We start from the raw sequence: 23,446 nt of genomic DNA on the forward strand, positions 1-23,446 counted from the left end.
AAAGGCAGGTTACAGCCCCCGTATGATGGCGAAATAAAGGTCTTTGCCAATGCGTTGCAGGCACTGGCACCGCGGTAGCCGGATCCGGCCGCCGCGATGCCTACCGCCGCAGCCTGAAGAAGAAGGTATCCGCCATGAACCGTGTCCATTCCCGCCGTTCCGCCCTTGCAGCCACCCTCGCCGGACTGGCACTGGCTCTGACGGCCTGCGGCGGTGGCAGCGGCGGCGGAGGTTCCCAGGCCCCGGCTGCCAGCGGCTCGGACACCTCGCTCAGCGATGTGAAGTCCAAGGGCGAGATCGTCATCGCCACCGAGGGCACCTACAAGCCGTTCAGCTTCCACGCGCAGGGAGCCGGTGACCTGACCGGCTACGACGTCGAGATCGCGCGCGCGGTCGCCGACAAGCTGGGCGTGAAGGCCAACTTCCAGGAGACCCAGTTCGACGGGATCTTCGCCGGCCTCGACGCCAAGCGGTTCGACACCATCGCCAACCAGATTTCCATCAACGCGGAACGCAAGGCCAAGTACGACTTCTCCAAGCCGTACACCGTCTCCACGGGCGTGATCGTCACGAAGGCGGACAACGGCAGCATTACCAGCTTTGAGAGCCTCAAGGGCAAGACCACAGCCCAGTCGCTGACCAGCAACTTCTACAAGCTGGCCGTGGACGCGGGCGCCAATGTGCAGTCCGTGGAGGGCTGGGCCCAGGGCGTGACGCTGGTCCGGCAGGGACGCGTGGACGCGATCGTCAATGACAAGCTCACCTACCTCGACTACGCGAAAACCAATCCGGACGCCGGGCTGAAGATCGCCGCCGAAACCACGGAGAAGTCCGAGAGCGCCTTCGTGTTCCGCAAGGGCTCCACGGAACTCACGAAGGCGGTGGACAAGGCGCTGGACGACCTCCGCGCTGACGGGACGCTGGCCAAGATCTCGCAGAAGTACTTCGGCACCGACGTCACCAAGTAGATGCCGTTGAACTGGGATCTCATCTGGAGCTCCTTCGGCCCTATTGTCACGGGCGCAGTCACCGGCACCATCCCGCTGACGCTCGCTTCCTTCGCCATCGGCCTCGCGCTGGCGCTGCTGGTGGCGCTGATGCGGCTAAGCCGGAACGCCGTGGTGTCCGGTCTTGCGCGGTTCTACGTTTCGGTGATCCGCGGCACCCCGCTGCTGGTGCAGCTTTTTGTGATCTTCTACGGCCTGCCCAGCCTGGGCGTGAAGCTCGATCCGTGGCCGAGCGCCATCATCGCCTTTTCGCTGAATATCGGCGGGTATGCCGCGGAGGTCATCAGGGCCGCCATCCTGTCGGTGCCCAAGGGCCAGTGGGAAGCCGGCCACACCATCGGCATGTCCCGGGGCCAGTCGCTGCGCCGCATCATCCTGCCGCAGGCCGCGAGGGTGTCGGTGCCGCCGCTGTCCAACACCTTCATTTCGCTGGTGAAGGACACCTCGCTGGCCTCGCTCATCCTGGTCACGGAGCTGTTCCGCAACGCCCAGCAGATCGCGGCGTTCAGCCAGGAGTTCATGGTGCTGTATCTCGAGGCGGCCCTGGTCTACTGGATCATTTGCCTGGCGCTCTCCTCCGGGCAGTCCGTACTTGAAAAGAGATTGGACCGATATGTCGCCCACTGACGGAGCAGCACAGGCGGCACCCCACGGCGCCGCAGCACAGGCCCGGCCGGTGCTCTCGGTCCGCAACCTGGCGAAGGCCTTCGGCAGCAACGTGGTGCTGCGGGACATCGACCTCGACGTGCGCCGTGGCAACGTCGTGGCCCTGATCGGCCCCTCGGGTTCGGGCAAAACCACCGTGCTGCGCTCACTGAACGGGCTGGAAACGCCCGACGCCGGGACAGTCACCTTTGCGGGTCCCGGCACCTCCGCGGGACCCGAGCTCGCGCTGGATTTCTCCGCCAAAGTCTCCAAGAAGGAGATTTCGGACCTGCGGGACCGCAGCGCCATGGTGTTCCAGCACTACAACCTGTTCCCGCACATGACCGTCCTGCAGAACGTCGTCGAGGGGCCGGTCCAGGTCCAGAAGCGCAAGCGGGCCGAGGCAGTGGCCGAGGCCGAAAAGCTGCTCGCCAGGGTGGGGTTGGCGGACAAGCGCGACGCCTATCCGTTCGAGCTCTCCGGCGGCCAGCAGCAGCGGGTAGGGATTGTGCGTGCCCTGGCCCTGAAGCCCCAGCTGCTGCTGTTCGATGAGCCCACCTCGGCGCTGGACCCGGAACTCGTGGGCGACGTCCTGGGCGTCATCCAGGAACTTGCCGACGAGGGGTGGACCATGGTTATCGTCACCCACGAGCTTGCCTTCGCCCGCCAGGTGGCGGACGAGGTCATCTTCATGGACGGCGGCCTGGTGGTGGAGCGCGGACCGGCCGCCGAGGTCCTCCGGGCGCCGCGGCAGGAGCGAACCCGGCAGTTCGTCCGGCGGCTGTTGCACGAGTTCTGACTGCCTTCTAACCGTGGCGGCCTCCCGGTAGCGGGTTCCCAGGCGTCCCCCGTTTTGCCAAAAAAGGCCGCCCAGCAGCAAGCTGAGCGGCCCTTTTTGGCAAATCGAGGACGCCGAAGCGCGGGTACTCCCGGAAGCCCGTCAGCGGCGGGCCAACCTCAGCGTCACCAGCTGGAACGGCCGCAGGGTGAGCTCCGCGGAGTCCGCCCCGCCCACCACACCCGTCGGCTCGACCGGCCGCTCGAGCAGGTCCACCGCCTGGAAGCCCGTGGCCGGGAAGTTGGCAGTCAGGCGTCCGGCCGAGCGCTGGCCCAATGATTCGTACAGCCGGACGATGACGTCTCCCGATCCGTCTTCGGCCAGCTTCACGGCTTCGACCACCAGGGCCGGGTTGTCCACCGAAACCAGCGCCTCGGCCGGGTGCGCGCCCAGCACCGTCCTCGGCGCGAGGTTGGCGCGGTAGCCCTCTTCCACGGCGTCGGCGATTCCCGCTGCCGGACGGACCCAGACATCAAGCACGTGCCTGCCGCGGTCGGCCTGCGGGTCCGGGAACTTGGCAGCGCGCAGCAGCGAGAGCCGGACGGTGGTGGTGGTCCCGCCGTCGTCCCGGACAGTCCGGGCGACGTCGTGCCCGTACGTGGAGGCGTTGGCGATGGCCACGCCGTACCCGGGTTCCGAAACGTGGATCCAGCGGTGCGCGCAGATCTCGAACTTGGCAGCCTCCCACGAGGTGTTCACGTGGGTAGGCCGGAAGACGTGGCCGAACTGGGTTTCCGCCGCCGACCGGTCCGCCCTCAGGTCCAGCGGGAACCCCAGCTTGAGCAGCTTCTCGCGCTCCTGCCAGTCAACCTCGGTGGAGATGCCCAGCGACGGGCTGCCCGCCGCCAGGCTGATGCGCTGGGTGATCCGGGAGGAACCGGTGAGCCGTTCCACCACGACGACGGCGTTCCCGCCGTTCCGCTCCAGCCTCACCTCTGTGGCGTCGGTAAGGCTGGTGACGTTTCGCCGGTAGAACTCGTCGATGTCCCAGGCGTCCCATTCGTTGGGGGTGTCGCGGTGCAGTTCCAGGTGGTTTCCGAAGTGGCCGGGTGCGATGGCTTCGCGGCCTGTCCCGTGGTCGCGCAGTGAGGTCAGGAGCCCGTTGTCATCCAGTACGGCTCGGATGATTCCGTTGTCCAGGACAAAGCCGCCGTCCAGCGGCGTGGCCTGGACTGCCTCCATGGCCGGCGCAGCGTCCTGGGTTGCCGCTGCATCCTGGGTTGCCGCAGACACAGCGGCCGCGAGCGCCGGGACTCCCAGGCGGGCGTGAGGGCTGGCGTTGAGCAGGAACTCCTGTGTGCCTTCGCCCAGGAGCGCCGCGGCCGCCTCGCTGATGAGGGCTTCCAGCCCCTTGGCGACGGCCGCGTAGTTGCGTTCGGCGTCCTGGTGCACCCAGGCGATGGCGCTGCCGGGCAGGATGTCGTGGAACTGCTGCAGCAGGACCAGCTGCCACAGCCGCTTCAGCTCGGCCGCGGGATACGTGTACTCCGCGCCGGACCGGACGGCGGCAGTGGCGCACCACAGCTCCGCTTCGCGGAGGAGGTGCTCGGACCGGCGGTTCCCCTGCTTGGTCCTGGCCTGGCTGGTGTAGGTGCCGCGGTGCAGCTCCAGGTACATCTCTCCCACCCAGACCGGCAGCGCTTTGTACTCTGCCTCGGCCTGCTCAAAGAAGCTGCGCGGCGTTCCGATCCGGACTTTCGGCGAGCCTTCCAGGTCGGCTGCGCGGTGCGCGGCAGCGACCATCTCCCGCGTGGGTCCGCCGCCGCCGTCGCCATAGCCGAAGGGGACGAGCGAGATGGTGCCGTGTCCGTGGTCCCGGTAGTTGCGCTCGGCGTGCGCCAGATCCCGGCCGCTGAGTTCGGAGTTGTACGTGTCCACCGGCGGGAAGTGCGTGAAGACGCGGGTGCCGTCAATGCCTTCCCAGTTGAAGGTGTGGTGCGGCATCCGGTTGATCTGGTTCCAGGAGATCTTCTGGGTCAGGAACCAGCGGCTGCCGGCGGCCTTGACGATCTGTGGCAGGGCTGCGGAGTACCCGAAGGAGTCCGGTAGCCAGGCTTCCCTGCACTCGACGTCGAATTCCTTGAGGAAGAAGCTCTTGCCTTCGACGAACTGCCGGGCCATGGCCTCACCGCCAGGCATGTTGGTGTCGGACTCCACCCACATGCCGCCCACGGGAATGAACTGGCCGGACTTCACCTTCTCCCGGATGCGGGCGAAGAGCTCCGGGTAGTATTCCTTGATCCAGGCGAGCTGCTGCGCGGAGGAGCAGGAGAACACGAAGTCCGGGTCCTCGTCCATGAGGGCAACCACGTTGGAAAAGGTCCGGGCACACTTGCGCATGGTCTCCCGCACCGGCCACAGCCAGGCCGAATCGATGTGCGCATGCCCGGTGGCCAGCAACTGGTGGGCCGAGGCGTAGGCAGGCCTGGCCAGCACCTCCGCCAGCGCCGCGCGCCCGGCGGGCGCTGTGCCCGCGACGTCGTCCGGGTCCATGATGTCCATCATGCGTTCCAGGGCACGGAGGATCTCGTGCCGCCGGGGCAGTTCGGTGGGCAGCTCGTGCATGAGTCCGCTGAGTGTCAGCACGTCCTGCTGGAGCTCCCACACTGCCCGGTTCAGCTCCGCGATGGCTATGCTGCCCAGGCGGTACTGCGGTTCGTTTCCAGCGGTGGCCTTGTCCCCGTACGGAGTCGGCGCGAAGCTCCAGCCCTGGGCAACATCGGGATTGGCTGCTGCCTCTACATAGAAGTCGACGGCGAGCCCGCTGCCCAGGAGCTTCAGCGGGATGTGCTGGTTGCGGGGCGAGATGGCCTTGATGATGCTGCCGTCCGGCCGCCACGCGATTCCTTCGCACTGGAAGCCGGGAATCTCCGTGGTGAAGCCGAGGTCCACGACGATCTCCACCTCGGTGTCCGGCGTGGTTCCCCAGGCATCCGGCACCTCTCCCTGAAGGCGCAGCCACTTGGTGCTCCACGGGCGCCCCCATGCGGCACCTTGTTCCTGCGGCACGAAGTCCTGGCGCAGGGCCTCCAGAACGGGGACGGGTTCATCCGGGACGTCCCAGCTGGTCAGCTCCAGGGGCACGCTGCGCCCGTAAGCGGCGGGTGTGATCCGTTCGCGGAGAAAGCGGTCCAGGCGGACTTCCGTGATCCGGCGGTCGTCGTGCAATGTGTACCTCTTTAGTACGTGAAAGCTGAAGCGGGCTGTGCTGGCTTTCGTGGGGGCATGGGCGACGCGGTCAGCTTGGGGTCCGGGCAGTTCAGCTGCCTTATGAGCGGATCAACGTTTCCATTCGATGGATAAAATGTACTGCGTGGGCGTCCGGCCGCCAAGGGGCCACGCCCCTACTGCGGCACCGGCGAAGGCGTGGAGATGCGGCCGGCACCTGCGTAGACGTTCAGGCTGGTTCCCCGGCTGAACCCTGCCAGCGTGACGCCGGTGGACTCGGCCAGCTCCACGGCGAGGCTGGACGGAGCGCTGACCGCGGCGAGCACAGGGATGCCGGCCAGTGCGGCCTTCTGGACCAGCTCAAAAGAGGCGCGCCCCGACACCTGGAGCACGGTGTTGGTGAGCGGCAGCCGGCGTTCGCGCAGGGCCCAGCCCACCACCTTGTCCACCGCGTTGTGCCGCCCCACGTCCTCGCGCAGGCACAGCAGCTCCGCGCCGCCGTCGTCGTCGATCCTGAACAGTCCGGCAGCGTGCACTCCCCCGGTCACTTCGAAGACGGCCTGCGCCTCGCGCAGCTTGTCCGGCAGGGAGGCAAGCGTTTGGACCGGAACGGTGAGCCGGTCGGCGGCCGGGTCGAAGTGCGAGGACTTCGTCACCGATTCGATGGAGTCCGTGCCGCAGATCCCGCACGAGCTGGACGTGTAGACGTGCCGGCCGGTGTCCGGCAACGGCACATCCGGCCGCAGCTGGGCTTCGACCACGTTGAACGTCTGGACCCCGTTTTCGTCCTCGCCGGCACAGAACCTGAGCGAGATCAGCTGATCGGCGTCCCAGATGACGCCCTCGGAGACGAGGAACCCTGCCACCAGGTCGAAGTCGTCCCCGGGCGTCCGCATGGTGACGGAGTACGACAGGTTGCCCAGCCGGATCTCGAGCGGTTCCTCCACGGCGAGCACGTCCTCGCGGTGCCGGACCGGGAACTCCAATGCCGCGGCCGAGCCGTCCAGGACGTAGCGGTACACCTTGCGTCGTTGCGTTACACGGCCCATGCGAGACTCCGCGCTGAGTGGCTGTTCATGCCTCCATCATTGCACCTCAGTCGAGCAGGCACTTCAGTCGAGCAGGGCACTCCAGTCCACCGGCCCGCTCTGGGCTCCCTGCTTGGCGGACGCCCGGGACGCAGACTTCCGCGCCGGGCTCTTGGGTTTGGGTTCGGCGGTCTTGGGCTCCGAGATGGCCGGGCCCCAGGGCAGCGCGAAAGCCGGCACCATCTCGCCGAGCTGCACTCCGTGCGGCGGCACCACCAGGACGCCGTCGGCCGACGCCAGTCCGCGCATCATGCCCGGGCCGGTGTGCTGCGCCGGCGAGGCCATGCCGTAGAGGAGGCGGAAGGGCATCAGCCGCGTGCGGCCTGGGTCGGGCTCGAGCAAGGTGCCGGAGGGGACTTCCCGGACCGGTGGCAGCTGCCCGTGTCCGAGGGCAGCCAGGAGCGGCGCCCCCACGGTGGACAATGCCATCATGGCCGCCAGCGGGTTGCCCGGCAGCCCCAGCACGAAGCGCCCGTCCGGAAGTTCTGCAAGGACGGCGGGGTGTCCGGGCCGCATTGCCACGCCGTCAATGATCAGCCGTCCGCCCAGTTCAGCCACGGCACGCCTGAAGTGGTCTGTGCCGGAACGGCCGGTGCCGCCGGTGGTGATGACGACGTCGGCCGGCAGGTTCAGTGCCTCAGGGAGGCCTGAATCCTCGAGGCCCTCCAGCCATTCCGCGTAGCTGTCCCCGATGCGGACCTGTTCACGGCACAGGCCGCCCAGCATCTCCACGACCGTGCCCAGCTGGGGTCCGAATGTGTCGCGCACCCGCCCGGGCTCGGGCAGTCCCTGCTCCACTACTTCGGAGCCTGTCAGCACCAGCTTCACCACCGGTTTGCCGAGCACCTCCACCTCGTCGTACCCGGCCAGGGCGGCGAGGGCAACGTGGGCAGGATTCAGCACGACGCCGGCCCTGACCAGCACGTCCCCGGCAGCTGCCTCCTCGGCGGCCTTCCGGATGTGCTGGCCGTTCTTCGGTTCGCCGGGCCGGGCGGCGCCTCCCAGCGTCAGGACAGGCAGGCCGTCGTCGTCCGTGGACATCGCACCGCTCTCGGTGCGCAGCACCGCCTTGGCGCCCGCCGGAATCAGCCCGCCCGTCACAATGACGCTCGCCTGGTGCGGGGCGAGACGCTGCCCCGGCTCGGCCAGGATCCACGGACCGGTTCCGTTAACGGCCCAGCCGTCCATGGCCGACGACGCATAGTGCGGCATGTCCTGGTGGGCGGTGATGTCCGCGGCCAGAGTCCGGCCCACGACGTCGCGCAGGGGCACGGGTGCCGCGGGTATCGGGGCAGCACAGTCGAAGGCGGCCTGCCGGGCCTCCGCCCAGGTGTGGGCCAGGTGCTTCGCCGGCACGTCCATCTGCCCCGTCGCGTCTGGTTCCCCCTCGACGTCGGCACCGGGTTCGACGTCGGCACCGGGTTCGACGTCGGGCGCGGCAGCGGGTGCGTCCCCGGTGTAGGTTGCGTCCCCGGTGGGGTATGGGTCGGTAGAGCGGTGCTCGGGCGCGGCTGTCATTCCCCCGGGGTCCCGGTGGGCGCCGAAGTTCCGGCGGTGCCTGCGGCCGGGGTACCCGCAGCAACTTGCGCCTCATCGGCGGCGTAGGCTTTGGCAACGGCACGGGCCACGTCCATGGCGCCCTGCATGGCGTGGCCGTCCGGGGCCTGGCCCGCAGCACATTTGAGGCCGGTGGCGAGCCCTGCTATGAAGGTGGTCAGCGGGGCGGCAGGACGCACCACGGAGTGCGCGGCAACTCCCGCAACGGACAACACCTCGTTGATGTCCACGTCCACATCCTCGAGCTCGAAGGCCCGCAGCAGCAGACGGCACCACTCCTCAAGCGTTTCGTCCTGGCTTTCCATGCCTGCCTCCAAACTTACGGCCGTCCGGAATGCGGTCATCGCTCCCGGACAGCTACTCCCAACGCGGCCGCATCGTCCCAGGTGTCCACGTCGTCGGTGGAGCCGGCCGGGACAACCACAGCCTGCACGTCAAGACTAGCAAGGAGGGCGAAGACTGACCCGTGCACCAGGGCGTTGCGTGCCGCGGCAGCCTGCACGGCGCGTTCCAGCACAGCTGTGCCATAAAAACCCGCCAGCGGCTGCAGCCGCCCGTCGGCGGATGCCGCCATGACGCCGTCAGCGCCCGCGCCGGGGAGAGCGTCCAGGAGTGCGCGGACAGCATCGCCCACGCGGGGCATATCGCACGCCAGAACCAGGACCATGCCCGCGGGCTCTGCACCCTGCAGGGCGCCCAGGCCGGCGGCGATTGCCGCCGCAGGACCTGCAAAAGGCGGGTCCTCGCGCGAGGTGAGAACTTCACCGGGAATGCCCGGCGCCTCAGGTCCCACCACAACAGTGTGCCGGGCACCCGCGGCAGCGGCGAGGGAGCGCTCAAGGAGCGTGGCGCCGTCATACATCAGGTCAGACTTGGGTGAGCCGCCCAGTCGCGAGGAGCGGCCGCCGGCCAGGATTATTGCGTCAAAGTCCACCCACCCAGCGTAAGCCTCGAAGGCTCAGGCTGGCGTCAGGCTGCTCTTTCCGGAAGCAGGAACGGGTCCCACGCCGGTGTGGGCTTTTCCAGTTCCTTGATCTGCCACATGGTGCCCACCGGTGGCTTCGGATCGAACCGGAGCTTCCAGCCCATTTCGCTGGGCGTGTGGTCACCCTTGACGTTGTTGCAGCGAAGGCAGGCTGCGACGAGGTTCTCCCAGGAGTCCGCACCGCCCCGCGATTTCGGCTGGACATGGTCTATGGTGTGGGCTGCCTTGCCGCAGTAGGCGCACCGGTGGCCGTCACGGCGAAGCACACCGCGCCTGCTCACCGCGGTGATCATGTTGTACCGGGGGCGGATGTAGCGGTTGAGGAGAATCACGGACGGACGGCCCATGATGTCCTGCGGCCCGACGACAGGATCGTCGCCTTCGGCCACCACGCTTGCCTTTCCGGTGAGCACAAGGACCAGCGCCCGGCGGAAGGTCACTACCGCCAGCGGTTCATATCCAGCATTCAGAACGAGAGTGCGCATGCACATACCTCTTCACGGCCGCACCCGGCAGAGGCGCGAGGGCCGGCTGCCCTCTGCATGTCCGGGCTATGGATCGACACCATAAGAGTAAACACTCACTAGGCAGATGAGCGAATCGAACACAAGCATCACCATGGCGTGTCGTCAAAAACTCATGCGGGGCAAGGCAAAAAGGACCCCCGCCATGCTGGCGGGGGTCCTTCGGTAACGCTTGGGCTGTCTTAGCCGCCGACGCGGATGAAGACCGGGCCGGAGCCGACGTTCACGCTGAACAGTGCGGTGGTTCCGCCGTTCCAGCCGCCGTGGACGGCCTGGCCGTTGCCGACGTACACAGCGATGTGGGCCAGGCCCATGCCGCCGTTCTGGTAGTAGGCGAGGTCGCCCGGCTGAGCCTCAGCAGCGCTGACGGTGCGGCCGAGGGACAGGTAGCCTGCCGGCCAGCCGTGGTAGTGGATGCCCACAGCTGCGAGTGCGTTGGTGGCCAGGGCGGTGCAGTCCTGGGAGACGCCCAGCTGGGCGTAGGCGGCAGCAGCGATTGCAGCGCCCTTGCCGCTGGCGGCAGTGGTCTTCGGCGCTGCCGGGGCAGCGGTTTGGACGGCGGCCGTGGCCTCGACTGCGGGGGCGGCTTCTGCGGGGGCGGCTTCAGCAACCGGATCAGCCTCAACGGCGGGGGCCGCTTCCTGGACCTTGACGACAGGCTTGGGGGCCTCGACGACGGGAGCCGGGGCGGTGGAGACTGCAGGCTTCTCGTAGGAGATCGCGATGCTGGATGCAGCGGAGATGGTGGCCGGCGCAACAGACTGGACTTCCAGCGTGGACGCCGGAACGGATTCGCGCTGAACGTTGGTCTCAGCTGCGTTGGCGGCGATGCCGCTGGTCAGGACAAGACCGGAAGCAGCAGCGATGACTGCGGCCTGGCGGCCCACACCACCGGCGTTGTCGCCGACGGCCTTGGCAATGACAGCCAGCGAGTTGGTCTTGGTGACCTCGGCGCGGTGGCGTGCAATGGTCGCACGTGTAGTCATTAAGATTTCTCTCTTTCGTGTTCCACGGACCGCGGTAGCAGGACGTGGGTTATCGACGCGCCGGCATCTTGGGGGTAGGCCGGCCCGTCTCGAATCGGATTTTTAGCGAAGGGTGAAGAAGGAGGACGTGCCCGTGGCGGACACCGCATGCAGGAGCGTTCCGTCCGAGGGGTTCAGCGCGCTGATCATCATGCCGTTGCCGACGTAGATGCCCACGTGGGCGCCGCCGTTCTGCATGACCAGGTCGCCGGGGGCCGGCGTGGAGGTGGGCTTCATGGCAGTCCACGCGTTGACGCGGGGAATGCTGATGCCTGCCTGAGCGTAAACCCACTGGGTGAAGCCGGAGCAGTCCCAGCCGCTGGGGGTGGTTCCGCCCCAGACGTACGGGTGGCCGATGCCGGTGTACGCGATTGCAGCCAGTCCGGACGCTGCGGCGGAGGCCGCACCATCGGGGGACTTGGCGGTGACGGCCTGAGCCGCACCGGTGCTCTCGTCGCTGGCCTGGCCGGCGTCGCCCGCCTGGCCCTCATCGCTCGCCTGCGGAGCAATGACTTCGGCGACCGGGGCTGCCACCGTGGTGACGGCAGGACGCTCGAAGGAGACTGTGGCGGTGGGCGCGGCGGTCACAGCAAGCTGCGCGGCCTGGGATCCGGTCTCCGAGGAGGCGGAAACACCAATGTTGGCGTCGGCTGCGTTGGCAGGCATGCCAACGCTCAGGATGAGACCTGAGGCAGCCGCGATAACAGCTGCCTGGCGACCTACTGTGCCGGCATTGGCGCTAACCGCCTTGGACACGGAGTCCAATGGGTTCATACGAACCGTTTGCGCGCGGTGGCGCGCGGCATTGTGGCGTGAAGACACGAAGGTAGCCTCTCCCAATGCCTGCGAGGTGAGCTGTCGGATTCGGATGGGAGTGCACCCGGCCGCTCGGCTTCCTGGGAAGCTTTGCGACTTAACCCCAAGGCCTTCTTGCGAAGACCAAAATTGGTTCCCCCGCCCCTGCCAGACGATGTCATGCGAACGGACCTTGAGCGGTGGCAGAGCTAGGCAATCCACTCAAGAGCGTCAACTTCGGAAAAGTTGACGCGGTTTAGACGGTACAGCAGTTCGGAGCGAATGTCACATTCAGGTCACGGCATGTCACAGGAATGAGAGTGCTCACTCGGCTTGGCTCAGAGCCAGCCGGTGGGATCAACGACTTCCCCGTTGACCATCACCTCGAAGTGGAGGTGGCAGCCGGTGGAGGCGCCTGTGGTCCCGCTCAGGGCGATCGCTTCACCGCGGGTGACCTTTTGGCCAACCTCCACACTGGAGGACGACAGGTGGTTGTACGTGGTCTCCAAGCCGTTGCCGTGGTCGATGACCACGCGGTTGCCTCCACCGTACGGATGCCACCCCGAGAACGTGACCTTGCCGCTGGCCGCTGCAAGCACTTGCGTGCCGCACTGGGCGGCGAAGTCCTGGCCGCGGTGGAACTCGCCGGCGCCGCCTGTGATCGGGCTGACACGGTAACCGAACGGCGAGGACTTGACCAGCGTGGTAAGCGGCCCACCGAGGGTGCCCACAGAGGCCGCGCGGCTGATACTGCCGGCCGACTGGGCACTCAGGAGCTGCTTGAGCTTTCCGTCCGGGTCACCGGTAGTGGAGACGGACGTGCGGCTGAAGTCGATCTTTGCTGCCGGTTCCGCCGAGACCTTCGGCTGGGCCGGTGAGGCGGCGGACGCGGACGCCCCTCCCTGCTGCTCGCCGGCAGCCAGCACGGGGCTGGTGGCGGGGACAGTAACTGTCAGCAGCAGGCCGGTGGCAGCAAGGGCCACTCCGGCCTTTTGTCCAACACCACTGGCCGAGGCGAAATCCGTAACCTGCCGGAACGGACCCCGACGGCGGCGGCGTGCTTCACGCTGGGCGTCCCGGGGACGGTCCGCGGCAATGGCCTCCGCGAGGCGCGGCTCAGGAGCGGGACCGGACGCGCGGCGGCGGCCCCGGGCATTCTGCATGGACAAGTACTGCTTCCTCTCTGGATAGCCTGCGAAGTTAGCTGTCGGATTCGGGTCAGAGAGTTCGGACCCGGCCCGCCATAACAAGCCATTCCGGCGCAGGGGTATCCCGGGAGGATTCCTTCTGCGGAAGAGACTTGCTGCTGCGGACTTCACCCCAAGGCTGTAGAAACAGCCGGTTGTGGTTCCCCCGCCCCTGCCAGTGGGTGACTCGTGCTACTGATCTGGTGGCAGGGTTCGGCTCCAGATCAGGTAACGCTTTTGCATCGGCGTTGCCGTTTAACTATAGGTGATTAAGATGCGCGGTAATAATTCCGTTATATTCACTGTGCAAAAGTGGTAGGTCATCCTGCCTGCAGATGTCAGACAGGAGGCCGCTCCGGCCGACTGGCGCTTTTCGGAGCTAGTCCACGCGCACGAACACGTGCGCAGCGACTTCCGGCGGCAGCTCAAGGGCGCCCTCGAACCCGGGCACGCGGACAGAAATGTACTCCCCCACACGTTCGAGCGAGACGGCGGCGCCCGGGCGGATCCCGCCTTCATCCAACTGGACCAGCAACTCCGGCTCCACCTGGATGGGCTCTGCCAGGCGACTGACGGTGACCTTGGACTCCTGACCGTAGCCGGTCATGGCATCGAGGAGATTCACCACGCCGTCCGAGAACGGGCGGGCGGGCTCGCCGCCGAGCGCGGCCAGGCCGGGGATGGGGTTGCCGTACGGCGACTCGGTGGGGTGGTCGAGCATTTCGTAAATCCTGCGCTCCACCCGTTCGCTCATCACGTGCTCCCACCGGCAGGCCTCGTCATGTACGTAGGCCCAGTCGAGGCCGATGACGTCGGCGAGGAGGCGCTCGGCGAGCCGGTGCTTGCGCATCACCTCGGTGGCGCGCTTCCGGCCCACTTCAGTGAGTTCAAGGTGGCGGTCACCGGAGACGACGACGAGGCCGTCACGCTCCATCCTGCCGATGGTCTGCGAAACGGTGGGCCCTGAGTGGCGGAGGCGTTCGGCGATGCGTGCCCGAAGCGCCACGATGTTCTCTTCCTCCAGCTCCAGAATGGTGCGAAGGTACATCTCCGTGGTGTCGATCAGATCCGTCATTCAGCTCAGCTCCTCGAGCCCAGTATTTGTGTTCGTCCCACCGTACCGCGGGCCCGCCGCACCGGGGTCCGGCAAGCTGCAGCGGCGGTCGCATATCCGACGGCGGCGCAGCACCGGCTGTCTGCCCGTACGTTCAGTGCCAGCTTAGCCTATTTTGAATTAGTCCGGATAATCCGCAGACCTGTGACGGGTGCCATCTCAGTGACTGGACTATGACGGATGCGTGTTCCCGCGGAATCCGGCCGTCGGGCAGAATAAGGAGGGTCTTCGTGGCGGTCATGGTTGCCTGCCGGCCATCGCCCCGACCCAGCCGAACTGCTATTCCATGCCGAAAATTGGAGCCACTGTGAGCGACACCAGCATCACTATTCCCGCAAACCTCCTGCCCAAGGACGGACGGTTCGGCGCCGGTCCCTCCAAGGTCAGGCCCGAGCAGATCGAGGCACTCTCCGCGGCCGCCACGACGCTCCTGGGCACGTCGCACCGCCAGGCCCCCGTGAAGAACCTCGTGGGATCCGTCCGCGAAGGCCTGAGCACCTTCTTTCGTGCCCCCGAAGGCTATGAGGTTGTTCTCGGCGTCGGTGGTTCCACCGCGTTCTGGGACGTCGCCAGCTTCGGCCTCGTGGAAGAGAAGGCACAGCACCTGTCCTTCGGCGAGTTCGGGTCCAAGTTTGCCGCGGCAACGAACAAGGCACCGTTCCTCGCAGAGTCCTCCATCATCAAGTCCGAGCCCGGCACCTGCCCGGCCCCCAAGGCCGAGGCGGGCGTTGACGTGTACGCGTGGCCGCAGAACGAGACCTCAACGGGTGTCGCTGCTCCCGTCCAGCGGGTGAACGGCGCCGACGAGGGCGCGCTGGTGCTGGTGGACGCGACCTCGGCCGCCGGCGGCCTCGACGTCGACGTGGCCCAGACGGACGTCTACTACTTCGCGCCGCAGAAGAACTTCGCCTCCGACGGCGGGCTGTGGCTGGGGCTCTTCTCTCCGGCAGCGCTGGAGCGGGCTGAGCGCGTCAAGGCCAGCGGGCGCTGGATCCCGGACTTCCTGGACCTGAAGACCGCCATCGACAACTCCAAGCTGAACCAGACGTACAACACCCCGTCCCTGTCCACGCTCGTCACGCTGGACGCCCAGGTGCAGTGGCTGAACGCCAACGGCGGCCTGGACTTCGCCGCCGGCCGCACAGCCGACTCGGCCGGCCGCATCTACAAGTGGGCGGAAGCCTCCGAATTCGCCACCCCGTTCGTTGCCAACGCCGCCGAGCGCTCCAACGTCATCGCCACCATCGACTTCGACGACTCGGTCGATGCCGCCGCCATTGCCAAGGTGCTTCGCGCCAACGGCATCGTGGACACCGAGCCCTACCGGAAGCTGGGACGGAACCAGCTTCGCATCGCGACCTTCGTGGCCATCGAGCCTTCCGACGTCTCCGCCCTGCTGGAGTGCATCGACTACGTGGTGGGCGAGCTGAAGAAATAACCGGCCGGATCGGAGTTTTTGTCCAGATAATCGGGTTTCGAGGGCCTTTTAGCCCCATTATCTGGACAAAAACTCTTCACTTAAAGTTCGACGGCGCCGTCCGGGCTTGCGTCCGGACGGCGCCGTCAGTGTTGTGAACCATTAATCGTTGTGATTAGTCGCGTTCGTCGACGTCGGACTCTGCTACAGCGTCAGGCCCTGCTTCAGCGTCAGCCGCTGTTTCGGCGTCGGGCTCCGTTTCAGAACCAGTGGGGGCCTCGCCCGGCGCTTCCTGCTCGTCCTGCTCCTGTGCGTCCTCAGGGCGTACGCGCTCGGCCCACGGCACCCACTCCGGGGCGAGGATCGAGTCTTCGGACGGGAGCAGGCCAAGCTCGTTGACGGTGATCACCTTGGAGCGGGAGTTGCGGGTCAGGACGGCATACCACTGCCAGCCGAGGTACCCCGGCAGCCGTGATTCGAAAAGGTGCGTCACCACGCGGTCGCCCTCGGTCCGGGCGGCCAGGTGGTCCCCGATTTCGGATGCCTTCGCGATGCCTTCGATGGCCGTCCGGGCCGCGTCCACGGCAGCGGCCAGCACGGCGTCAGGCTTCCCCGTCCGCCACACCGGGACACCGGTGCGGCGCCGGGGTGCTTTGGGTTCCACCTTGGATTCGGCCTGTTCAGGTTCCGGGTTCATCGCGAGGCCTAGGCGTCCAGCTCGTCGGCAACCTTACGCAGGGCAGCGGCAATGGCCTTGCCCTTGTTGCCGTCCGGGTACTTGCCGGACGACAGCGTGCCGGACAGGTTGTCCAGGACTGTCACCAGGTCCTGCACCAGCGGGGCAAGATCCCTCGCGTTGGGACGCTTGGCCTTTGCGATGGACGGTGTCTTGTCGAGGACGCGCAGGCCGAGGGCCTGGGCGCCCTTGCGTCCGTCTGCAACGCCGAACTCAACCCGGGTGCCGGCCTTCAGTTCCGTAACTCCGGCGGGCAGCGCCGACTTGGGAAGGAACACTTCCTGTCCGTCCTCGCCCGCGAGGAATCCGAAACCTTTATCCTTGTCGTACCACTTGACCTTGCCGGTAGGCACCTAATCAACCTTCTTCGTTCTGACGTTCTGGGACATGGCCGGCCGTCACCGCATCCGCACTGATGTGCGGGTTCAGGGTATGACTGCCTGGTCCATGTTGGTCTGTTCCTTCAAGGTTATCCTGACTGGCAGGCTATTCCCGCTTTGAGGCGCGGCAGCGGCACTGCTGTTAGCGTTACGTCCATGACATCCGCGCGTATCCGGCGGCCACTGATGGCCGCCGCAGTGCTCCTTGCAGTTTTGTCCCTCGCAGCGGTCGGGGCGGTCATGGCCCTGGCCGCTGCGGGTCAGGCGGCGCCGCAGTGGATCACGTCAACGGCACTCTATGGCCTTCCCGCGGCCTTCCTGCTGATGCTCGTGCTGGTGGCAGACGGCGTTGCCGCCCGCCGCCGGGCAGGAAGCCCCGCCGGGCGGTAACGTTGGACTGATGTCCCTCATTCGAGCGCTCAGCAAGGAACTGGAGGCACGCAGCGATGAGTCGCTGCGGGCTTTGTTCGCTGCGCGGCCGGACCTGATCTCCCCCGGCGTTCCCGACTTCCCCGCCCTGGCCGCCCGCGCCAGCGCGCGGGTGAGCGTGCAGCGGGCCCTGGAGCGCCTGAACCGTCCGCAAATGCAGGTGCTGGAGACCCTGCACCTGTGCACCAACACGGACACCGGGCACAGCGCATCGGCCGCCGTGCTGAAGAAGGCCATCGCAGGCTCAACTGTGGCGGCCATCGAGCAGCTCCTGCAGTCGCTGCATGATCTCGCCCTGGTGCAGCGGGCGGAGCCGCCGCACGGGGCGGGCCCCGGCGCCCAGAGGCAGCGCTTCTATCTTCCGGTGAGCAGCCTGAAGGACGTCGTCGGGATCTACCCGGCAGGGCTGGGGCGCAGCTACACCGAACTGGTCAGGCTGCAGCCGGCCTTCGCCCAGCGCGTGGTCCAGCTTGTGGCGGAGCTGCACCGCAGCGGCGCCGCCGTGCAGGCGGCCACCACGCCGATGGACGCAGCGCTGGCGCTGCAGCACTGGACATCTTCCCCCGAGGGACTGCAGGCGCTCCTCGCCGGTGCCCCTGAGAGGACCACGGCGCTGCTGGCCCGGTTCAGCAACTGGGCGATGGGTGCCGTACCCCAGGCCCAGCGGAAGGCTTCCGTCAGCACTGAAGGTCACGACGTCGGGCCCGTCGACTGGCTGCTGGCCCGGGGCCTGCTGGTGCCGCTGGACGCCGCACATGTGGAGCTGCCGCACAGCGTGGGCATTTCCCTGCGCGGCGGCGCCATCATCAACAACTTCTCCCTGACTCCGCCTGCCCCGATGCTCGGCGTCACCACCGCCGCACTCCGCCGCAACGCCGCGCTCGGGGCCATCGCCGAGACCCTGCGCCTCACCGGCGAACTGCTGCACGCGGTCAGGGACCAGCCCCTGGCCACCCTGCGGAGCGGCGGCGTGGGCATCCGCGAGATGCGCAGATTGGCCGAGACGCTCCGCGTGGACCACCACACCACCGCGGTACTGCTGGAGCTTTGCGCCCTGGCGGGCCTGATCCGGCTGGACGTGGACAGCTCGTGCTGGGTGCAGCCGCCCCAGCTGGAATGGCTCGGGCTGCCGCGGCAGGAACAGTGGCTGTGGCTCGTCAACGCCTGGCTGGCCAGCGAGCGCGCCCCGTCACTCGTGGGGCAGCCCATGAATGGCCAGCCCGCCGGGCCCCCCAACCACCGGCCCGCCCCCGCGGCCACCGTCAACGCCCTCTCCGCGGAGGCGCAGCGGTCCGACGCGCCTGTCATCCGCAAGAGGATCCTGGAGATACTGCGGGAGCTGACCCTCGAGGCGGAGGTGCCGGACGGGGCGGCGCCGGTGCTCAATGCGGAGGCCGTGCTGCTGCGCGCCGAGTGGTCGCAGCCCCGCATGGCGCGGCGGTTCAGTTCCTTGATCAGCGGCGTGCTCGCCGAGGCGGAGCTGCTGGGGCTCATCGGGTCCGGCGCGCTCAGCCAGCTGGGTGCCGCCATCGCCGCCGACGCGCCTGACGAGGCCATGGACCTCCTCGGCGAACACCTCCCTGCGGCCCTCAACCATGTGCTCCTGCAGGCCGACCTGACCGCGGTGGCGCCCGGCTACCTCGCCCCCGACCTGGCCGAGCAGCTCCAGCGGATGGCCGACGCCGAAGGGCAGGGCCCGGCCACGACGTACCGGTTCTCCGCGGAGTCCATCCGGCGCGCCCTGGACTCGGGCCAGGACGCTGCCGCCATCCTCGATTTCCTCCGCCGGTACTCCGCCACCGCCGTGCCGCAGCCGCTGCAGTACCTGGTGGAGGACACAGCCGCCAGGCACGGCAAGCTGCGGGTCGGAGCGGCCGCGAGCTTCATCCAGAGCGATGACGAAGCCGCGCTCACTGAGCTCTGCCGGGAGGCTGCCGCCTCGTCCCTGGGCCTGGTCCGGATCGCCCCCACCGTCCTGGTCTCCATGGCCTCACCCCGCCAGACGGCCCTCGTGCTGCGCGGGCTGGGACTGTCACCTGCCGTCGAAGAGGCCGGATCCGCCGTCGTCCGCCTCAACCGGACCGCCCCTCTTCCTGGCACCGGGCGCCCCGTCTACAGCGCGCCGCGCACCGCCCTTCCCGACGCCGACGTCACCGCCCAGCTCGCCATTCTCCGCAGCCGTGCGGAGCACGGAGCCAGCCCCAACGGCTCCCGTCCGGCTGCCGCGGGCGCCGAGGAGGCGACCCAGCTGGGTCTGGAGACCCTGCACAAGGCCATCCGGCTCAGGCAAAAAGTGGTGATGAACGTCGTCGACAGCCTGGGGAATGCGAAACTGGAAACGGTTGTTCCGGTCTCCGTGGCAGGCGGACGCGTCCGCGTCTTCGACCCCGCCAAGGACACGGAGCGGGTGCTCTCCATCCACCGGATCATCGATATCGAGGCAGCAGAGGAAATGCAGCAGTGAAGGTTCTACCTGCGTGAATGACGGCCCCCTGATTGTCCAGAGCGACAAAACCATCCTCCTCGAAGTGGACCATGAACAGGCGACGGAGGCCCGGCACGCCATCGCGGCCTTCGCTGAACTGGAGCGCGCCCCCGAGCACATGCACAGCTACCGGCTCACGCCGCTGGGGCTCTGGAACGCCCGGGCCGCAGGGCTCGACGCCGAAAAGGTGCTGGATACGCTGCTCACCTATTCCCGGTTCCCCGTGCCGCACTCGCTGCTGATCGACATCGAAGAAACCATGTCCCGGTACGGCCGGTTGCGGCTGGAGAAGGACCCCCAGCACGGGCTGGTCATGCGCACCAGCGACTACCCCGTCCTGGAGGAGGTCAGCAGGGCCAAGAAGATCCAGCCGCTGCTGGGCCCGCGCATCGACGCCGAGACAGTGGTGGTCCACTCCTCCCAGCGCGGCCAGCTGAAGCAGCTGCTGCTGAAGATCGGCTGGCCCGCGGAGGACCTGGCGGGCTACGTCGACGGGACGCCGCACCCCATCATGCTCGACGAGTCGGACTGGAAACTGCGACCGTACCAGCGGCTGGCCACGGAGAACTTCTGGGCCGGCGGCAGCGGCGTCGTCGTGCTTCCCTGCGGTGCGGGCAAGACCCTTGTGGGTGCCGCGGCGATGGCCACGAGCTCCACCACCACGCTGATCCTCGTCACCAACACCGTGTCGGCACGGCAGTGGAAGGACGAACTGCTCAGGCGGACCTCGCTGACGGAGGATGAGATCGGCGAGTATTCGGGCGCCGTCAAGGAAGTCCGCCCGGTGACCATCGCGACGTACCAAGTCCTGACCACCAAGCGCGGCGGCCTGTACCCGCACCTTGAGCTCGTCGACGGCCACGACTGGGGCCTGATCATCTATGACGAGGTCCACCTGCTGCCGGCCCCGATCTTCCGGATGACGGCGGACCTGCAGGCCCGGCGGCGGCTCGGCCTGACGGCGACGCTGGTGCGTGAAGACGGCCGGGAGGGGGAGGTTTTCAGCCTCATCGGCCCCAAGCGCTACGACGCGCCATGGAAGGACATCGAGGCCCAGGGCTACATCGCCCCCGCGGACTGCGTGGAGGTCCGCGTGGATCTTCCCAAGGACGAGCGCGTGGCGTATGCCATGGCCGAGGATGCGGACAAGTACCGGCTGTGCGCCACGTCCGAGACGAAGACCCTCGTGGCCGAGCAGCTGGTGGCGCACCACCGCGGCGAGCAGGTCCTGGTGATCGGGCAGTACATCGACCAGCTCGACGAGCTCGGCGAGCGGCTGGATGCCCCGGTCATCAAGGGCGAAACCTCGGTCAAGGCCCGCCAGAAGCTCTTTGACGCCTTCCGCGCCGGGGAAGTCCAGACTCTTGTGGTGTCCAAGGTGGCCAACTTTTCCATCGACCTGCCCGAGGCCTCGGTGGCCATCCAGGTCTCCGGCTCCTTCGGTTCGCGCCAGGAGGAGGCCCAGCGGCTCGGGCGGCTGCTGCGGCCCAAGCAGGACGGGCGCGCGGCACGGTTCTACTCCCTCGTTGCCCGCGACACCCTGGACCAGGATTTCGCGGCCAAGCGCCAGCGTTTCCTGGCCGAGCAGGGCTACGCCTACCGCATCATGGACGCCAAGGACGTCGAATCCTGCTAACCCAACCAACACACAACATTCATCCAGAAAACTCCCAGATTCTGGGAGCATCATGGGAATATGAAAAAGAACAGCGCCGAAGCGAAGCTCCTCGTGGTTGATGACGAACCGAACATCCGCGAGCTGCTCTCCACGTCATTGCGCTTCGCCGGCTTTGAAGTGGTGTCTGCGGGGAACGGGCGGGAAGCGCTGGCTGCCGTTGAGGCGCACGCCCCCGACCTCGCGGTGCTGGACGTCATGCTTCCGGACATGGACGGCTTCACCGTCACCCGCCGGCTGCGTGCGGCAGGCAAGCATTTCCCTGTCCTCTTCCTGACCGCCAAGGACGACACCGAGGACAAGGTCACCGGGCTGACGGTGGGCGGGGACGACTACGTCACCAAACCCTTCAGCCTTGATGAGGTGGTGGCCCGCATCCGCGCCGTGCTCCGCCGGACGCAGCCGATGCTGGAAGATGACGAGGCCGTCATCCGGGTCGATGACCTGGAGCTCGACGACGACGCCCACGAAGTGCGCCGCGGCGGCAAGGTGATCGAGCTGTCCCCCACCGAATTCAAGCTGCTCCGGTACCTGATGCTCAACCCGAACCGCGTCCTGTCCAAGGCGCAGATCCTGGACCACGTCTGGGAATACGACTTCAACGGCGACGCCTCCATCGTCGAGTCCTACATTTCCTACCTGCGGCGCAAGGTGGACATCGATCCGGACGCCCCGGCCCTCATCCAGACCAAGCGCGGTGTCGGCTACGTGCTGCGGACAGCAGAAAAGCGCTGACCTTGCTGGAGCGATGGAAGTCTGCGCTGGAGCGCTGGAAGTCCGCCAACCTCCGGTCCCAGCTGGTGGCCATCATGATGGCCCTCCTGCTGGTGGCCCTGGCCGTGACCGGGACGGGCGCGCTGACGCTGCTGCGCGGCTACCTTGAGGGCCAGGTGGACGGCAAACTGAAGGCCGCCGTCGACGCCGCCCAACGGCAGCGCTCCATTTCCCCCATTGCCAACCCTGTAGTGCCCACGGATTACACGGTGACCCTCTACTATCCGGGAGGCGGACCAACGCCCATTGACGACAAGGACGACCGCCCCGACATCGCGTCCGTCTCCGTCAACGAGGCCCGTGAGACTGATGTCCGGCCGTATCAGGTCCGGGGAACCGACGGTAAGAACTGGCGCGTGGTGGCTGTTCCCGTGGTGGTTGGCGCAGAACAGCAGCGCGCAGTGGTGGTCATCGGGCTGCCGCTGTCCCCGGTGGATGAGGTACTGCGCCACGCCACCCTGGTGGTGGTGGGTGTTGGGCTGCTGACGCTCATCCTCGCCTTCTTCATCGCCAACTGGACTGTGACCAGGTCCTTCCGCCCACTGGCCAGGGTGGAGAAGACCGCCGCCGCCATTGCAGCCGGGGACCTGTCGCGCCGCGTCGACGTGGAGAACCCGTCCACGGAAGTGGGCCGCCTGGGCAGGTCGCTGAACGCCATGCTCGCCCACATCGAGGCGGCCTTCGCAGCCCGGATGGCCTCCGAAGACCGGATGCGCCGGTTTGCCGCGGACGCCTCCCACGAGCTGCGCACCCCCCTTGTGACGATCCGGGGTTACTCGGAGCTCTACCGGCACGGCGCCCTTCAGTCCCCGCAGGACGTGGCCAGCGCCATGGGCCGGATCGAGAGTGAAGCCAAACGAATGGGCTCCATGGTGGAGGACCTGCTGCTGCTGGCACGGTTGGACGAGCAGCGGCCGCTGCAGCGCAAGCCCATCGACCTGCAGCTCCTGGCCCACGACGCCGTGGTGGACACCCAGGCCAGCGAACGGAAGCGCACCATCACCCTGACCGGCCTGCACAACGGCAGCGCCGAGCCGGCGCCGGTGCTCGGCGACGAGGCGAAGCTGCGCCAGGTCATCGGCAACCTGGTGGGCAATGCGCTGCGCTACACGCCCGCGGGAACACCCATCGAACTCGCCGTGGGCGTACGGCGGGCCGACGACGGTTCCGCTCAGTCCGTCCTGGAGGTCCGGGACCACGGCCCCGGTATCTCCGACGCGGAGGCGCCAAAGGTCTTTGAGCGCTTCTACCGGGCCGACACCTCACGCACCCGGGAGACGGGCGGCAGCGGGCTGGGCCTGGCCATCGTGGCCGCCATAGTCGGCTCGCACGGCGGCTCCGTCCGGGTGGAAGGGACCGACGGCGGCGGCGCAACGCTCGTGGTCAGCCTCCCCTTCCGCGAGGACTCCCCTGAGGCGGACAGCATCGAAGCGGACAGCATCGGGACGTTCTCGGACAGTGTTGCCGGGGATGGCGCTGCCGGCGGGAACCGGGCCGGCGGCGGGAACCGGTTATCCACATAGCCGGTTCCGCAGTGGCACCGCCGGCCGGCGGGTTCCTAGGCTCGATGTATCGGACCGGAATGGCCGGTCCGCCAGCCACTGCGACTGTCCTGCC

At 67.6% G+C, this 23,446-nt stretch carries 21 protein-coding genes and 2 riboswitches; of the genes, 9 read left to right on the forward strand and 12 right to left on the reverse strand.

The window, feature by feature from the left end:
* The first annotated feature begins 134 nt into the window (after positions 1–134).
* From G9E11_RS16445 to G9E11_RS16455, 3 genes are read left to right on the forward strand one after another with little or no spacing between them, the layout of a single operon-like run.
* Complete coding sequence (locus tag G9E11_RS16445; protein WP_190607648.1) at positions 135–968, forward strand: amino acid ABC transporter substrate-binding protein; 834 nt, start codon at positions 135–137, stop codon at positions 966–968.
* Positions 969–1,634: an amino acid ABC transporter permease gene (locus G9E11_RS16450; RefSeq protein WP_190607650.1), complete on the forward strand. Its 666-nt coding sequence runs from the start codon at positions 969–971 to the stop codon at positions 1,632–1,634.
* Entirely contained in the window at positions 1,621–2,451 is an 831-nt protein-coding gene (locus G9E11_RS16455) for an amino acid ABC transporter ATP-binding protein (RefSeq protein ID WP_246468994.1), read from the forward strand. The genes G9E11_RS16450 and G9E11_RS16455 overlap by 14 nt, the downstream gene beginning before the upstream one ends.
* Before the next feature lie 141 nt (positions 2,452–2,592).
* On the opposite strand, the gene G9E11_RS16460 is transcribed toward G9E11_RS16455, so the two are convergent.
* The 10 genes from G9E11_RS16460 to G9E11_RS16505 form a co-directional block, all read right to left on the reverse strand.
* On the reverse strand, positions 2,593–5,658 hold the full coding sequence (locus G9E11_RS16460) for an alpha-mannosidase (RefSeq protein ID WP_190607652.1): 3,066 nt from the start codon (positions 5,656–5,658) through the stop codon (positions 2,593–2,595).
* Between the two features lie 176 nt (positions 5,659–5,834).
* Complete coding sequence (fdhD, locus tag G9E11_RS16465; protein ID WP_190607654.1) at positions 5,835–6,707, reverse strand: formate dehydrogenase accessory sulfurtransferase FdhD; 873 nt, start codon at positions 6,705–6,707, stop codon at positions 5,835–5,837.
* Between the two features lie 63 nt (positions 6,708–6,770).
* On the reverse strand, positions 6,771–8,264 hold the full coding sequence (locus G9E11_RS16470) for a molybdopterin molybdotransferase MoeA (RefSeq protein ID WP_190607656.1): 1,494 nt from the start codon (positions 8,262–8,264) through the stop codon (positions 6,771–6,773).
* Positions 8,261–8,608, reverse strand: a complete 348-nt coding sequence (locus G9E11_RS16475; RefSeq protein WP_190607658.1) for a DUF6457 domain-containing protein — start codon at positions 8,606–8,608, stop codon at positions 8,261–8,263. The genes G9E11_RS16470 and G9E11_RS16475 overlap by 4 nt, the downstream gene beginning before the upstream one ends.
* 35 nt (positions 8,609–8,643) lie before the next feature.
* On the reverse strand, positions 8,644–9,237 hold the full coding sequence (mobA, locus tag G9E11_RS16480) for a molybdenum cofactor guanylyltransferase (RefSeq protein ID WP_190607660.1): 594 nt from the start codon (positions 9,235–9,237) through the stop codon (positions 8,644–8,646).
* Positions 9,238–9,272: 35 nt separating this feature from the next.
* Positions 9,273–9,773 carry an HNH endonuclease gene (locus G9E11_RS16485; RefSeq protein WP_190607662.1) on the reverse strand — a complete coding sequence of 167 codons (501 nt, stop codon included), beginning with the start codon at positions 9,771–9,773 and terminating at the stop codon, positions 9,273–9,275.
* Positions 9,774–9,994: 221 nt separating this feature from the next.
* On the reverse strand, positions 9,995–10,798 hold the full coding sequence (locus G9E11_RS16490; RefSeq protein ID WP_190607664.1) for an NlpC/P60 family protein: 804 nt from the start codon (positions 10,796–10,798) through the stop codon (positions 9,995–9,997).
* A 102-nt stretch (positions 10,799–10,900) separates the two neighbouring features.
* Positions 10,901–11,611, reverse strand: coding sequence for a C40 family peptidase (locus G9E11_RS16495; RefSeq protein WP_194718278.1), 711 nt, complete (start codon positions 11,609–11,611; stop codon positions 10,901–10,903).
* A 52-nt stretch (positions 11,612–11,663) separates the two neighbouring features.
* A riboswitch (cyclic di-AMP (ydaO/yuaA leader) is annotated at positions 11,664–11,823 on the reverse strand.
* A 147-nt stretch (positions 11,824–11,970) separates the two neighbouring features.
* The gene (locus tag G9E11_RS16500) at positions 11,971–12,795 is read right to left on the reverse strand and encodes a M23 family metallopeptidase (RefSeq protein WP_190608394.1); all 825 of its coding nucleotides are present in this window, start codon (positions 12,793–12,795) and stop codon (positions 11,971–11,973) included.
* A gap of 11 nt (positions 12,796–12,806) precedes the next feature.
* Positions 12,807–13,048: riboswitch (cyclic di-AMP (ydaO/yuaA leader) on the reverse strand.
* 150 nt (positions 13,049–13,198) lie between these two features.
* Positions 13,199–13,894, reverse strand: coding sequence for an iron-dependent transcriptional repressor DtxR (locus G9E11_RS16505; protein WP_190607666.1), 696 nt, complete (start codon positions 13,892–13,894; stop codon positions 13,199–13,201).
* A 346-nt stretch (positions 13,895–14,240) separates the two neighbouring features.
* Here G9E11_RS16505 and serC point away from each other — a divergent pair, with 346 nt between their 5' ends.
* On the forward strand, positions 14,241–15,371 hold the full coding sequence (gene serC, locus G9E11_RS16510) for a phosphoserine transaminase (protein ID WP_190607669.1): 1,131 nt from the start codon (positions 14,241–14,243) through the stop codon (positions 15,369–15,371).
* Positions 15,372–15,525: 154 nt separating this feature from the next.
* On the opposite strand, the gene G9E11_RS16515 is transcribed toward serC, so the two are convergent.
* Together G9E11_RS16515 and G9E11_RS16520 are read right to left on the reverse strand one after the other, a co-directional pair.
* Positions 15,526–16,047 (reverse strand): DUF3027 domain-containing protein, encoded by a 522-nt coding sequence (locus tag G9E11_RS16515; RefSeq protein WP_190607672.1) that lies wholly within the window; start codon positions 16,045–16,047, stop codon positions 15,526–15,528.
* 8 nt (positions 16,048–16,055) lie between these two features.
* Positions 16,056–16,439 (reverse strand): cold-shock protein, encoded by a 384-nt coding sequence (locus G9E11_RS16520; protein WP_190607674.1) that lies wholly within the window; start codon positions 16,437–16,439, stop codon positions 16,056–16,058.
* Between the two features lie 183 nt (positions 16,440–16,622).
* On the opposite strand from G9E11_RS16520, the gene G9E11_RS16525 reads away from it, so the two are divergent.
* From G9E11_RS16525 to G9E11_RS16545, 5 genes are all read left to right on the forward strand, one after another.
* A complete protein-coding gene (locus tag G9E11_RS16525; protein WP_190607676.1) occupies positions 16,623–16,856 on the forward strand; it encodes a hypothetical protein in 234 nt (77 codons plus the stop codon).
* Between the two features lie 10 nt (positions 16,857–16,866).
* The gene (locus G9E11_RS16530) at positions 16,867–19,359 is read left to right on the forward strand and encodes a helicase-associated domain-containing protein (RefSeq protein ID WP_190607679.1); all 2,493 of its coding nucleotides are present in this window, start codon (positions 16,867–16,869) and stop codon (positions 19,357–19,359) included.
* 13 nt (positions 19,360–19,372) lie between these two features.
* Positions 19,373–21,016, forward strand: a complete 1,644-nt coding sequence (locus tag G9E11_RS16535; RefSeq protein WP_190607681.1) for a DNA repair helicase XPB — start codon at positions 19,373–19,375, stop codon at positions 21,014–21,016.
* 60 nt (positions 21,017–21,076) lie between these two features.
* On the forward strand, positions 21,077–21,790 hold the full coding sequence (locus G9E11_RS16540; protein ID WP_043419482.1) for a response regulator transcription factor: 714 nt from the start codon (positions 21,077–21,079) through the stop codon (positions 21,788–21,790).
* 74 nt (positions 21,791–21,864) lie between these two features.
* Positions 21,865–23,352 carry a sensor histidine kinase gene (locus G9E11_RS16545; protein WP_246469027.1) on the forward strand — a complete coding sequence of 496 codons (1,488 nt, stop codon included), beginning with the start codon at positions 21,865–21,867 and terminating at the stop codon, positions 23,350–23,352.
* Positions 23,353–23,446 lie beyond the last annotated feature (94 nt).

Origin of the sequence: Arthrobacter ipis (assembly GCF_014694315.1) — a bacterium.
Taxonomy (GTDB): Bacteria; Actinomycetota; Actinomycetes; order Actinomycetales; family Micrococcaceae; genus Arthrobacter; species Arthrobacter ipis.